The organism is Pedobacter nutrimenti (genome assembly GCF_032678445.1).
Lineage (GTDB): Bacteria > Bacteroidota > Bacteroidia > Sphingobacteriales > Sphingobacteriaceae > Pedobacter > Pedobacter nutrimenti_A.
Genome location: NZ_JAVTSQ010000006.1, coordinates 399,698 through 412,899 on the forward strand (window position 1 = coordinate 399,698; position 13,202 = coordinate 412,899).

Below are 13,202 nucleotides of genomic sequence, written 5' to 3' on the forward strand. Positions count from 1 at the left end.
GATGTTATAGCTTAAGGTTCAACATGGAAGACAGACATGAATGGTGTAAACTTGGTTTCATCAAAAGTTCCGAAACCTGCTTTTGTGAAAGCACTTTTCCAAGTTGATCTGGAGAAAAAATGTGTAAATCCAATAGAAAAGGCTAAAAAATTTGGAAAGTCCCTTAAATGCTCTACCATGATTACCTTGCCGTTTGGCTTGCAAATGCGAAAGCATTCCTTCAGAAAAACAACCTTTTCTTTGTAACTCCTGATTTCGTGGGCAGCAGACAGAAGAAAAATAATATCCACCGAATTATCATTTAATGGAATTGTGCTTGTTTTAATCTCAACAGTATTTGGGTAGGTTAAGCTGACTTTCCTGGCTCTTATAATAGCAGGCTCGGTATGCCTTTTCGGGTCATAGAAGTCAAATACTTTTAGGTCCGATTGTGGGAAATTGCTTTTAATAATAAAGCTTGTTTCATCAAATCCTGCGTTGATGTTCACGATGCTTCCTGGATTAAGATCTACTGCAGAATTTTTAAGCCAGTGGAAATTATAATATCCAGAAAAATCATATATATAGGCCGAAACCATCAAAGGCATGATCAGGCCATAAAGAAAAGCTATTACTACTATCCAAAACAACTGATCTGAAAATCCAATTGCCGCATGGCTAATAATTAATAATGCTAAAGCACTCAATCCCAACACATAAAAATGCCGGTTAAAACTTAAGATATTAAAAACGCCCTGAAAACTTTTTCTCTTTAGCTCCATTGTTCCGTCTTTCCTTTCTTCCAATAATATGGAATGTTTTTGATAATAAAGGCATTAGCCAATATTGGATTTCTCAAGTTCAATGCGCGTAAAAATTCAAAATCGTAATCTATAACTTTTACTGGTTTTGGTATCCAGTTTTCTCTTACACCTTCAATGATTAAAACTTCTCCAGTTTGTTTGTTATACGTAAAAGTGAAGGGTAAAGGGCCTGCAAACTTCCTTGCTTCCTTCCAATCGTTAAATGGAGACTGTTCAGGTAAAGGCACTTCTTCGGCCTTTCCCAGCGTTATCCTGAATTTTGATTTAATTGAAGCTATTTCCAGTGTGTTGGTTCGGTCAATTTGGTTGATATCTGTTGTTGTATACTTATAATGGGTAAAAATATTGCCCATAAATTCCATTCTCTTTTTATCCGTTTCAGATTTCAGGATGTATAAACCACGCAAATTCTTTCCACGACTATTGGTATAGCGAACAAATACGCGGTAACCGATTAGAAAAAAGTCATTGCCTATAATTTTAGGGAAGCCCTTTGGCCGCAATGCCTTTGTTTGTACCATAGCGACTGCTATAAATGCCCATTCGTCCTGAAAGATATCTAACTGCAAACATTCCGGGATAAGATTTTGTAGCTGAACTTTTGGAATTGCAAATGTCAAAACAAGTGAGCTTTCAAAAAAAGCTTCAACAGCAAATGGATGGTTCTTTAGAAATGAAAACATCAGGTTTTTTGAGTACTTTTCTTGTGGAGAACAAATTCGTTATAGTAAACCGTCAAAATTAGCATACCTGCAAATATAGAATTGAATTTGCCCCACAGCAATAATTCAGGAACAAAAATAAATTCAAGCGTATTCATGGCTGCGATAATAATTATCTGTGTTATTGCATTTAACTTACTTTTAAATTTACTTAGAATCCATATAGCCATCATGATTTCCAGTATCCCAATTATTGCTGTGAGCGATCTGGCATATTCACCGCCTAAGAAGGTTGAGACGATCATTTCATGCCTTGGAACAAGGTTTAACACCTTACAGAATAAGCCATTAATTAGCCAAATGAGGGCGATACAGTAGTTTAGTATGTTATGCATTATTGAATTTTTCACTTTATTAATCATGCTTTTAACTGCGGCTGCTCAGAACAAACAAAAACATCCTATCACTTATAGCTGTTGCAAAGCTTGTTTTACAGTGTCCTTGTTTGGCTTAGAAATGGGTATTCTTTCTCCAGACATTAACAGTAGAATACCACCGTCTTCTTTTAACCAGCTCTTTACGTATTTTGGATTAACTAAATGGCTTTGGTGAGTTCTTAAAAATCCGTTAGGGCGCAGTAAGTCTGCATATTCTTTAAGTGATTTAGAGACCAATATTTTTTCATCACTCGCAAGGAAGAAGTGCGTATAAGTATTGTCTGCTTCACAGCGTATAATTTCTGATAAATTAATATACCTTATTTCGCTTTGCATCTGTAAGGCAATTTTACTAACGTTCGTTTCTGGTTTTTTTAATTGTTGCAGTAAAAAATCAAGCTGTGAAGTTTGTATTTGCGTTACCAATTTGTGTTCTGCTTTATATACCGCATTCATTAATTCTTCAATATCAATGGGTTTTAAAAGATAATCTAAGGCGGCAGATTTTACAGCCTGTATACCATATTGGTCGTAAGCAGTAACAAAAATAACTTCGAAATTACGCGTTGGAAGCTGTTTCAATACATCAAAACCTAGTTGCTCGCCCATTTGAATATCCAGAAACACCAAATCAGGCGTATATTTTTCAACCACATCAACCGCATCACTTACATTTTGCGCTGTTGCGATTATAGTTACCTGCGGACAATGCTTTTCAAGCAAAGTCCGTAGGTTTTCTAAGTTGGAAATTTCGTCATCTATTAAAACTGCTCTCATCATATTACAGCCAATCGGTTAATGTTAAGTTTACTTTAGTGCCAGTAGTAGTTGATTTTATAACTAAAGTAAAGCGATTTTCCTTATAAATACTATTTAATAGTGCTATTCTACTGCCACTTAATAGAAGCCCCAAACCATTGACCTTTTTTTCTGTATCAAATCCATTTCCATTATCGGTAACAGTTAACACCAAATCATTCAGTTTCCTAGTAAATGTGACCATAATTTTTCCATCGGAAGCTTTTTTCGACATACCATGCTTCACTGCATTTTCTACAAAAGGTTGTAGCAGCATACTTGGTATTTCTATGTTATCTAAGCCCTCAGAGTGGTTAATTTCGTACTTAAAGCCAAACCGCAATTGCTCCATCTGCAGGTAATCGTCTAATAAAGTTTTTTCTTGTGATAAACTAACCAGTTCCTTATCATCAAGTACGTTACGAGTTAACCGGGCAAACTTAGATAGATATTTATTGGCATTGTCTATTTCGTTTTTGTTCATCAAATTTTGAATGCCGGAGAGTGCATTAAATAAAAAATGAGGGTTTAACTGGGAACGAATGGAGTTAAGTTTAAGCTTCGCAATATTTTTTTGCTGCTCTTTTTCTGCCAGTTTTTTTTTGTTTCTCTTTTTGATGAAGTAAAGGATCACCAAAAAGGCCAACCCAATAGAACATGCTATGATAAGCATGTATACCAAAAGTTCCTTTTTGGTATAGTTTTCTTCATCTAATGTTATAGAAAGAGTATGTCTGGTTGTATACTTTTCTATGTCTTCTGGTGTGAAATTGCAATCCATGCATCCAGTCCATTTAATCAATGGCTGAATAATAATTTCATAATCTCCCGACTTTTTAAAAATGCTTTTGTCAATTTTTACGTAAGGTGAAAACTCATGTTCTTCAACTAAACCACCATATTGCCAGGCAGTTGATTCGAAAATTATCTTATTTGTTTGCTTGTCTTTTATTGAGGTATAGTAGAGATAATCAATATCTGACCTGTCTTTTACAATGGTGAATTCGTCGTCTTTTTTAGTAAAAGTAAGCTTTGTTCTTTCTTTAGGGTTTGTTATCCAGCTGTAGTCAAAGCCTTTATCAGTTGCGAACCGCTTTGAAAAGCCTTTGATCTTTGCTCGGGGAATAGGCTTCCCGTAAAAAACAGTTGTGTAAACATCCTGAGGTTTTTGAATATCATAAGTGATTATTGTAATGATTTTATCTCTTATAGGGAATATACCAAAAGTGGCAGAGCGGAGTATTTCATCTTCCCCCCTGTCGACATCCTTCAGTTGCGCTATATCGATCGGCTTGTTTACGACTATTGGCTTGCTATCTTCCAAAATTGTATACCGATAGTGCTCTGGACTGTCTGCCTCTCTAAAATAGATTTCGATACTTACATAGTCAGCTTCGGGTAAGAAATTGAAGGCTGTATGGGGTTGATTTTGAAATACATTACCATAAAAGACATTTTTGGCTGAATTGTCTACACGCATAAGCATCTTTCCTCCGGCAGCATAGTAGGTACCAGAAAATTTGATGCCTTTTTGTGCATTTACAGCAGACAGTGCAATAAAGAAACTGAGAAAGATAAAGATGATTTTTTTCATAACATTAAGTTCGATTTTCATCAAACTTGTAGCAATAATAGCAAATCTACAACCATAAAACAGGAAAGACAGTGTTTGAAATAGTAGATGTGTTGTTTTGTGCCGTATTTGAATATTGTCAAAATGGACTGCTTTGTCAAATAAACATGAATGTGTACCGGAGACACAATTAAGCTGTTAAAATTCTTTCTTTCTGCATTCGCTTTCTATACTTAGATCTCCAACGTTATTACGGGCTTCAATGGGAAAGTCGAAGGCAACCCACTGCATTTTACTCAAAATATTTGTACCACTCTCAAATATATTGTTGTTGACAGATACTTCTCCGTTAAACCAGCAATCAAAGAAGTTGACAAAGCCACGAAAACGATTACCATTGATTGTTATAAAGTTTCCTTTAGAATTATGTCCACCAGCATTGAAATCTAAATACTCGTCAAATATGCAATTGTCAATGATCAAGCCTCCAATGAAATAGCAAAAGTCAAATGAAGCGGCTTTTACATAGGTGTTTTTAACAGTTATGTGCTTATTAAACTGTATACTTATACAAATGAGATTTTCAATGACGCAATTTTCGATAATAATCTCTTTGTCCCATTCTCTTCCCCCTTCAAGATTTAAAATTCCAGTAACAAATACATCTCTAAGGGGGATTCCACAGCCGATATGTTTTTTGGCGTCATTTGCAGATATATTATCAATCGGATTAAAACGAGGTGATTCCATAGCCAGCAAAAGTGAAGACCAAAGTAAATAATACTACGCCAATTGAAGTTTTAAATCCGATCATTTTTATAGATTGTTCTCTTGTATAATCTCTATTTGATTTAAATTTAATAGACAATAAAAATCCAATGGTACTGTCAAATAATGCTAAAAGGCAGTTAATTATGACTGCTGTCTTTAAATCAGCTATTTTACAGATTAGATAAGCAAGTATAACGTATAGAATTGCTGAAAGTGCACCCAAATAAGAGTATTTGAAATTAAGTTTTCTCGATAATATTGCCCCAAGTGTCGCTATTATCAAAATGACAAATAAGCCCGAAATCAAATACCAGACTAAAATATTAAAGTTATCCATTTTGTTGAACGTTATTATTGATCCGTTCGAAAACGGAGGTTTTTACTAGATGAAAGATACGATCATAATTGATTTGGATAAAATTTAATTCAATTGGAATATCAGTCTCCCAAATAATGAATAGACGCTGGGATTGGGCAAAGTTCGAATCCCAGCAGGATCATAGAAAAACATCACAATTTTTAAGATAGCAATCCGTATTCATAAATTTGAATAAAGAAATTAATATATCAAAATGTTCCCAAAACGGGAACATTTTGATATATTTGTTAAATATGCGAGTGATAGCGGTAAAAACTCTAAAGGATTATATTGACGAATTCCATCAGACAGAACAGGCGTTGTTAAGCTGGTATGAAGAGGCCGTTTCTGCACTGTGGAATAATCCAAATGAATTAAAAGCACAATATAAAAATGCTTCTATCCTTAATGAAAAAAGAGTTGTGTTTAATATACATGGTAATAGTTACCGCTTAATCGTAGATATAGAATACAGATTAAAAATTGTGTTTATTGTCTGGTTTGGATCGCATACTCAATATGATAAAATAAACGCTAAACCAATTAGTTATGTTAAAACCAATTAAAACAGAGAAAGAATACGATAATGCTCTGGCTCGTGTATACGAGTTAATGCAAACTGATATCGTTGAAGGGTCTACAATTTCTGATGAATTAGAAATCTTAAGCCTACTAATCAAAGAATATGAATTAGTACATTATCCTATTTCTTATCCAAATCCAATAGAAGCTATAAAGTTTAGAATGGAACAGATGAATTTATCTGAAAACGAATTGAGTGACTTATTAGGTACGCGTTCGAGAAAGTCTGAGATTTTGTCAGGGAAAAGGAAACTAAGTCTTTCTATGATCCGGAAATTAACAGATATACTCCATATACCTGCCGAGGTACTAATCCAAGCTTATTAATTGTTCTATTGTGAATTTCTTTCTTTTCAGCAAACTCGCTTTCCTCAAAGAACACTATTCGAAAAAATTGACCAAAGGTGGCAAACTACTGAATTGCACCCCTGGTACTATAGTTACCGGAAATTTCTCACTCCTTCAATTCGTAGACCTTTAATCTCCTTTTAAACATTAAAAACTCTATGGTCGTAAAGAATAAATATACTAATGAAAAAATCATTACAGTTGTCAAAACACTTTCATTGTGCGAAAAAACATCAATTAATACATTAATGACTAAATAAATAACACAACTTAGAGGGAAGCCCAAAAAGGTTAAAAACGATAAAAGGCGATTATTTCTAATTTTTGCTATTAGATTTAGAAAAAAAGCTAAGGAACAAATAACCATTACAACAAAATATACGAAAGAAAGACCTAGATTTAACAGTATATCTAAAATATACAAAACTGTTTCAAAGAAACCTTCGTCAATTGGCTTTGTTTCAGCAATAACAACTCTATAAATAAAAAATAAGGCAATACTTATCAAAAAATTTATTATCCAAAATTTAAATATTATTTTCTTCATTCTTTGTTGTCAGCGTTTTATAATCCTTTAATGTATTAAATTCCCATAACAATCGTCTCCTATTTTTTAAAAACCATGTCAGATAAAACAATCAAGCACAACATAAAACAACCAGAAGCTTGTCAAAACATGACAGACATTCGCTGGGAAATAGACACTATAGATCAACAAATCATCTCCCTGATCGGTGAACGCTACCAGTATGTACAAGCAGCGTCTAAATTCAAAACCAGCGAAACATCTGTAAAAGCACCGGAAAGATTTGCTGCAATGCTTTTAGAAAAAAGAAAATGGGCCGAAATGCAAAGTCTTGATCCGGATGTTATTGAAAAAATATATACCGATCTGGTTCAATATTTCATTGCCGAAGAACTCAAACATTGGAAAGCACGAGCTTAAACCAAAAATATCTTGAGATATGAAAATCAACTTCTTCGCCTGCATATTATTCTTGATCAGCAGTTTTAACAGCTCCGCTCAAAATCCACATCACACCGCAGATTCGCTACTGCGTCAAATGACCGATTCCATTACAAAGCACCATTATGCTGGTATTCGTAGCCTGCTTATTGCAAAGAACAATCAAGTGGTCTATGAACAATATTTCGATGGTGTCGGCCGGGACTCCTTAAACGACTCCCGCTCCTCCTTTAAGTCGGTTACCAGTTTGCTGATTGGAATCGCCATCGATAAGGGTTTCATCAAAGATGTCAACCAGAAAATCTATACCTTCTTCCCCGAATATCCATTCTTAAAAAACAATCCGTATAAAACACTCATGACTATTAAAGACCTGTTAGAAATGAAATCCGGGTTCGATTGTGAGGAATTTAACGGTACAAAAGATTGTGAAGAGGAAATGAGTTTAAGCAACGATTGGGTTAAGTACGCATTAGCACTTCCCATGAAAACCAAGCCAGGTCAAGTGTGGTCCTATACCTCTATCGATCCAATGATTTTAGGTGGAGTAATCCGCAAAGCCACCCATATGTCCGTTCAGGAGTTTGCAGATAAATATTTATTCAGACCACTTGGGATAACCAACTATAAATGGACTGTGGATCCAAGTGGAAATGGGATGACCGCCGGATCATTCTTCATCAGATCCCTGGACATGATGAAAATTGGGCAATTGGTAAAGGATAAAGGAGTTTGGGCCGGCAAGCAGATCATTTCAAAAAAATGGATCGACCAGTCTACCCGTTGTAACATTGCCATCCCAGACTTCTCCAATATGAAATCCAGCAGAAGCAATGTCGCTACACCACAACCCACCTATTATGGTTTTTACTGGTACCAGGAAAAAATAAAAACGAAAGACTTACAGGAAGATCTGCTCTTTGCATCAGGCAACGGCGGACAATTTATTTTTATAAATCAGCGGCTGAACCTCACAGTCATTTTCACCCAAAAAAATTACGGTTCTTATAAAGGAAAACAGGCTTTTGAAATCTTAGCCAAATACATCTTACCTAATTATAGTTTTGAAAAACCCTAAAACAAGTTAAACTTACGCCTACGCAAATATCATCATAAATAATCCGATCACACCATCACGATCTTCTTTAAAGGTTAAACAAATGGAAAAATTACTAAAATATATACACTCCCTAACAGAATTTTCCAACAAAAGCTGGGCCTTACTCCAACCCGCATTATCAAAAAAGCAATTTAATAAAAATGAATACCTGCTAGAAGAAGGAGCTCTCTGCCAATCCTTATTTTACATAGAGACAGGCTATTGCAAGAGCTATTATCAACTTGATGGAAGCATTAAAAACACAGGTTTTTTCTTTGAAAATGACATTGCTACAAACATCAACAGCTTTGGCAGCGGAGAAAAATCAAAATTTAACATTATCGCCTGCGAACTACTAGAAGTTGTCATTTTTGACAAGCAGAAATTATTTGAAGCTGCAAGACAATCCCTACAAATAGAAGCGTTGGGACGCAATTGCATACGCTTATTCGCTTCAAAACAAGAAGAATTTTCAACAATATTTAAACTGTATACCGCTCAGGAACGCTTGGCCTACTTAGAGGCTCATCATCCCGAAATGCTGCAAAGAGTTTCACTTACACAACTGGCCTCATTTCTTGGAGTAGCAAGAGAAACCTTAAGCAGGATCAGAAAAAGACGAACCCTTAAATAACTTTGTGACGATCGTCACAGGATAAGCTCATGCCCTTTGCACAACTTTGTAAAGAACAAAATAAAACTTTAAAAAAACAGCTATGCAACAATTGAGAAAAATCGACGAACAAACCAACATCCTAACCTGGTTTGAAATTCCTGTAACCAACATTGACAGGGCCAAAACCTTTTACGAAACCATTTTAGATATTAAAATGATCAAAAGAAATGACGGAACAGATGAAAGCGTTTTCTTTCCTTACGATCCAAATGTAATCCAGGCAACTTCAGGAAGAGTAACCGGAGTATTATCTAAGTCAGAAAGAAACATCCCCTCTGCTAATGGCACCTTAATTTACATCAACGCAAGCCCAAGCCTACAAACAGTACTAGACAAAGTAGAACAAGCAGGTGGAAAGATCATCTCTCCAAAAATTCAAATCCCACCAGGATTTATAGCCATAATTATGGACAGCGAGGGTAACCGAATTGGATTACACGCTGAAAAATAGCCCCTTACTTTTCCGTCTTCGTCTTGGCTTTGATTTCTTCTAAAGTATATGCCTTATAGACTACACCTAGCCGAAGGGCATTTTCTTCAACCGTAGAATCAAAGCCTGCCTTCATACGTCTTTTATTTACATTTTTGGAGTCTTTGATCGGTACAACATATTCAAAGGCCTCCTTTTTTCCTGTCTTTGGATTTTTGATGGTTTGCATAAATACCTGTGTTCCATAAACTTGTTCTTTGCCTTCTCCGCTAAGTTTCCTATCCAGCATCATTGCAGTATATTTGAAAGGCAGCTCTCCGGATTTCCCAGCTTTTTCGATCAGAGGATAATATTCTTGTATTTTATTGGAGTGCTGTACCACATAAAACACCGCTGTATTTTCAGGTTCGCCAACCATTGTTTTACCAGGATAACCGTAATTAGCAATAATTTGTTCTACTTTGTGGATGTTTAGAGAATCAATCTTCCTCATAATAAGCCAAGGGTTTTTATCAAGCATAGCCCTGGGATAGTTTAGCAGCAAAGCAAGCGTATCTTTTCTTGCTGGTTTCACTTCCGTATCCACGAATTCCCTGATGCCTTGGTCAGTCTTTAAAATAGTATCTAACTGCTGCTTTAAGTCAATATTGACTGTTTTTTGCGCCGAACTATTTAAGCTCAACAGCACCACTAATAACAGAAGTAATGTTCTCATAATATGATGAAATTATATAATCAAAGCTAAGTCTTAGCAAGTCGCAAAAAAGGTATAAATCGGACAATCTTTAAACCAATCTAAAAACAGAATTTCCGTTTCCGGGCAGGAAGGAACTTTTATTAAACTGACGGGGTGTGCAGCCGGTAAATTGTAAAAACTCCTTTCTGAAATGTGAGGTATCGCAATAGTCATCTGTCAGTAGGAATCTACGGTAGGAGTTTGTTTGTTTTGAATACTGCGTATCAAGCACATTTCTAAACCTCAATATTTTTTTGTAAGTCGAAGGGTTGCAGCCAAAATATTTTCTAAAATACCTTAAGAAATTTCTTTCAGACATACAGGCGATGTCAGCCAATTCCTGAACCTTTAATTTGTCCATTGCTGCCATACTGCTAAAGACCCGTTCCATCGCATCGGCTTTTTGTTCATTTAAACTCGATAACAAAAATGCTTCAAGCATGGCAATTCTCCTTTCCGGCAGCTCGGAATAAAGTGCCAATGCAAAATCGGTCCATTTAGGTTCTTCCAGCAGCTGATGACATTTTTGGGCCATTTCTAAAAACGGAATTCCGAAGAAATAATTGATACCACATGGAGTAAAATTAATACTGATCTCTTCAATAGGTTCAATATAGGTAACTAATGTTGGACTTGTTAACCTTCCTAATAAGATAATTACCGGACACTGAGTTTCATCTCTTCTGAAAGTAATTTCATCCGACTGTATCTGAAATGCGGTATGATTGAAGAATGCAAGACAGTTCCCTATATTCGGAAAGGCTGTATACTTTACCGGAAAAAGCCCTTCTTTCAGAGATATGGTAAAGCTACTAACGTATCTTTTTAGTTTGCTTGTAATAGGTGAAATGTTGGCAAACATAATTTCTTGTGTTACTGAATTAAACTTCCTTCTCCAATGTCAAAATCAGGATCATACAAATATTTCAATTATTAAAAATTGCTTACGCAACTTACGAAATTTTCTAACTACCCGAAACACCAACTCATGTTGATCAAAAAGCAGACTACGTAACAATGAACAAACCAGTGCTTATCCAATAAATCCCCATTTGTCCCCTATTATCCATAGTCCGTTTTAAAAGCCGATCTTTAGGGGGTTTAACTACTTATAACATTTACAATACCTCCATGTCAAACTTTACCTCAGAAGAACTTATAGAAGCAAAGAATTCTCTCGACTCTACATTAAACAAATGTGAGAAGGCAATTCTCAAATTAAAAGAAAACTCATCACAGCACACACTGATGGTTCGTAGAATCAAAGCTTTACAAATCGCATCAAAATTAATAGAGCGCGAGTTGCAGTAAAAATTCTGTATAAATGTTAGAAAGATAGATCATAGCTTTACCCTACCCATAAGTTATAAAATTAAGACCAGATATTATTTGCATATAATATGTATACTTATTATATTTGCTATTATCATTTCAAATTAAAAACTAACATGTGGACAAAATCTCATTCGATCACGACAAAAGATGTTACAAAAGAACAAATGTGGAAACTCTTTTCCGATGTGAATAATTGGCATACCTGGGACAAGGGAATTGAATTTGCTAAACTTGAAGGCCGGTTTGAAAAAGGAAATGATTTTATTTTAAGGCCAAAGGGCGGGCCAAATGTGAAGGTAAAATTACTAGAGACCGTCGAAAACAAACGCTTTCTTGACGTTACATATTTCCCACTCGCCAAAATGTTTGATGATCATCTTTTTGAAGATACTGCCGATGGACTTAAAATAACGAATATAATAACGGTTAAAGGTTTATTGGGTTTCCTATGGGTAAAAATAGTGGCCAGAAAAATAGTTGATGCTCTGCCCGTAGATATACTGGAACAAATAAAAGCCGCTTCTAAACTATAAATCCAACGAAATATTGGATCGCAGCTATTTCTAAAAAAAACACGTTGAATCTTATAAAATGATGCAAAAATGAAATCAGCAGACAATACCTTCAGTGTAGAAAAACCAGAAGAAAGTACAGGTTTTTTGTTATGGCAAGTCACAAATCTTTGGCAAAGGGAGATAAAAAAAGCCTTAGAAGAATATAATCTTACACACTCACAATTCGTATTATTAGCCAGCATTCACTGGTTAACCATACAAAAACAAGAAGTAACACAGATTGTGTTATCCTCACATACAAAAATTGACCCAATGACAACCTCAACTGTTCTGAGGGCATTGCAACAAAGAGGCTTTATCCAACGACAGGAGCATGCGACAGACACCAGAGCTAAAACAGTTGCGTTAACAGAAGAAGGAAAAGAAACAATAAAAAACGCGGTAGTCGTAGTAGAAAAATTTGATAGCAATTTCTTTTCATTGTTAGGAATTAAGGCTAAAGAGCTTAATAATAACTTATTAACTCTATTAGAAAACAAACTAAAATAGTACATATCGTTTGATGTTTTTGTGGCTGGACCAAACAGAGAAATGAACTGAATTACACAGCAGACAGCAATAACAAAAAAATTACGCAGATAAAAGCACTGATAATCAGTACTTTTTCACATCATTCTTAAAACTATACAGCTTTCCTATTTTAGGAAAATTAAAGGGCACTATTATTGAACAGGCTCCAGTACACACAAATAAACAATTATGAAAAAAATAGTTTTAATCTGCCTTGCAGTCATAGCCTTAGGCTGCAAAAGCATGTCGTATCAAGAATCCTCAATTAAGATCGGTATGTCAGAAAATGAATTCAAACAAACTAACCGATCTGCTGAATTGATGTCTGTCGATCAAAATGGGATAACCATTTATCGCGTTACGTCTAAAGCAATGATCCCGAAAAATGAACCTTTTTCATTCTATTATTTTTACCAGGGCAAATTGACCCGTTTTATAAAATCTGATCGTATAGACGATTATAAATTTATCATGTAAGCAAGAACAAAGCAACCTTTCCTATAGGGATGAGGTTGCTCTGTTATATAATAATACTCTATTAC

Annotated in this window: 18 protein-coding genes; 9 read left to right on the forward strand and 9 right to left on the reverse strand. The window is 35.2% G+C overall.

Annotated features, from left to right (window positions below; genetic code table 11):
• Positions 1 to 11: 11 nt before the first annotated feature.
• The 7 genes from R2S08_RS13220 to R2S08_RS13250 form a co-directional block, all read right to left on the reverse strand.
• A complete protein-coding gene (locus R2S08_RS13220) occupies positions 12 to 785 on the reverse strand; it encodes a class I SAM-dependent methyltransferase (protein WP_316835632.1) in 774 nt (257 codons plus the stop codon).
• Entirely contained in the window at positions 752 to 1,486 is a 735-nt protein-coding gene (locus R2S08_RS13225; RefSeq protein ID WP_316835633.1) for a DUF2071 domain-containing protein, read from the reverse strand. The genes R2S08_RS13220 and R2S08_RS13225 overlap by 34 nt, the downstream gene beginning before the upstream one ends.
• Positions 1,486 to 1,860, reverse strand: a complete 375-nt coding sequence (locus R2S08_RS13230; protein WP_316835634.1) for a DoxX-like family protein — start codon at positions 1,858 to 1,860, stop codon at positions 1,486 to 1,488. The genes R2S08_RS13225 and R2S08_RS13230 overlap by 1 nt, the downstream gene beginning before the upstream one ends.
• Positions 1,861 to 1,932: 72 nt before the next feature.
• Positions 1,933 to 2,682 carry a LytTR family DNA-binding domain-containing protein gene (locus tag R2S08_RS13235; protein WP_316835635.1) on the reverse strand — a complete coding sequence of 250 codons (750 nt, stop codon included), beginning with the start codon at positions 2,680 to 2,682 and terminating at the stop codon, positions 1,933 to 1,935.
• Position 2,683: 1 nt separating this feature from the next.
• Positions 2,684 to 4,294: a sensor histidine kinase gene (locus R2S08_RS13240; protein WP_316835636.1), complete on the reverse strand. Its 1,611-nt coding sequence runs from the start codon at positions 4,292 to 4,294 to the stop codon at positions 2,684 to 2,686.
• A 177-nt stretch (positions 4,295 to 4,471) separates the two neighbouring features.
• A complete protein-coding gene (locus R2S08_RS13245; RefSeq protein WP_316835637.1) occupies positions 4,472 to 5,023 on the reverse strand; it encodes a hypothetical protein in 552 nt (183 codons plus the stop codon).
• Complete coding sequence (locus R2S08_RS13250; RefSeq protein WP_316835638.1) at positions 5,004 to 5,381, reverse strand: hypothetical protein; 378 nt, start codon at positions 5,379 to 5,381, stop codon at positions 5,004 to 5,006. Before R2S08_RS13250 ends, R2S08_RS13245 begins: the two co-directional genes overlap by 20 nt.
• 275 nt (positions 5,382 to 5,656) lie before the next feature.
• Here R2S08_RS13250 and R2S08_RS13255 point away from each other — a divergent pair, with 275 nt between their 5' ends.
• The 6 genes from R2S08_RS13255 (at position 5,657) to R2S08_RS13280 (ending at position 9,525) form a co-directional block, all read left to right on the forward strand.
• A complete protein-coding gene (locus R2S08_RS13255) occupies positions 5,657 to 5,968 on the forward strand; it encodes a type II toxin-antitoxin system HigB family toxin (protein WP_316835639.1) in 312 nt (103 codons plus the stop codon).
• On the forward strand, positions 5,952 to 6,311 hold the full coding sequence (locus R2S08_RS13260; RefSeq protein ID WP_316835640.1) for a type II toxin-antitoxin system HigA family antitoxin: 360 nt from the start codon (positions 5,952 to 5,954) through the stop codon (positions 6,309 to 6,311). The genes R2S08_RS13255 and R2S08_RS13260 overlap by 17 nt, the downstream gene beginning before the upstream one ends.
• Positions 6,312 to 6,954: 643 nt before the next feature.
• Entirely contained in the window at positions 6,955 to 7,278 is a 324-nt protein-coding gene (locus R2S08_RS13265; RefSeq protein WP_316835641.1) for an isochorismate lyase, read from the forward strand.
• A 19-nt stretch (positions 7,279 to 7,297) separates the two neighbouring features.
• Entirely contained in the window at positions 7,298 to 8,377 is a 1,080-nt protein-coding gene (locus R2S08_RS13270) for a serine hydrolase (protein WP_316835642.1), read from the forward strand.
• An 82-nt stretch (positions 8,378 to 8,459) separates the two neighbouring features.
• Positions 8,460 to 9,032 carry a Crp/Fnr family transcriptional regulator gene (locus R2S08_RS13275; protein WP_316835643.1) on the forward strand — a complete coding sequence of 191 codons (573 nt, stop codon included), beginning with the start codon at positions 8,460 to 8,462 and terminating at the stop codon, positions 9,030 to 9,032.
• Between the two features lie 82 nt (positions 9,033 to 9,114).
• Positions 9,115 to 9,525 (forward strand): VOC family protein, encoded by a 411-nt coding sequence (locus tag R2S08_RS13280; protein WP_316835644.1) that lies wholly within the window; start codon positions 9,115 to 9,117, stop codon positions 9,523 to 9,525.
• Positions 9,526 to 9,529: 4 nt separating this feature from the next.
• Here R2S08_RS13280 and R2S08_RS13285 read toward each other — a convergent pair whose 3' ends face one another.
• Positions 9,530 to 10,219, reverse strand: a complete 690-nt coding sequence (locus tag R2S08_RS13285) for a DUF6624 domain-containing protein (RefSeq protein WP_316835645.1) — start codon at positions 10,217 to 10,219, stop codon at positions 9,530 to 9,532.
• A gap of 70 nt (positions 10,220 to 10,289) precedes the next feature.
• Complete coding sequence (locus R2S08_RS13290) at positions 10,290 to 11,102, reverse strand: AraC family transcriptional regulator (RefSeq protein WP_316835646.1); 813 nt, start codon at positions 11,100 to 11,102, stop codon at positions 10,290 to 10,292.
• A gap of 586 nt (positions 11,103 to 11,688) precedes the next feature.
• Between R2S08_RS13290 and R2S08_RS13295 the strand changes: the two genes are divergently transcribed.
• From R2S08_RS13295 to R2S08_RS13305, 3 genes are all read left to right on the forward strand, one after another.
• The gene (locus R2S08_RS13295; protein ID WP_316835647.1) at positions 11,689 to 12,108 is read left to right on the forward strand and encodes an SRPBCC family protein; all 420 of its coding nucleotides are present in this window, start codon (positions 11,689 to 11,691) and stop codon (positions 12,106 to 12,108) included.
• A 69-nt stretch (positions 12,109 to 12,177) separates the two neighbouring features.
• Entirely contained in the window at positions 12,178 to 12,639 is a 462-nt protein-coding gene (locus tag R2S08_RS13300) for a MarR family winged helix-turn-helix transcriptional regulator (protein ID WP_316835648.1), read from the forward strand.
• 210 nt (positions 12,640 to 12,849) lie between these two features.
• Positions 12,850 to 13,137: a hypothetical protein gene (locus tag R2S08_RS13305; RefSeq protein ID WP_133778094.1), complete on the forward strand. Its 288-nt coding sequence runs from the start codon at positions 12,850 to 12,852 to the stop codon at positions 13,135 to 13,137.
• Positions 13,138 to 13,202: the final 65 nt, after the last annotated feature.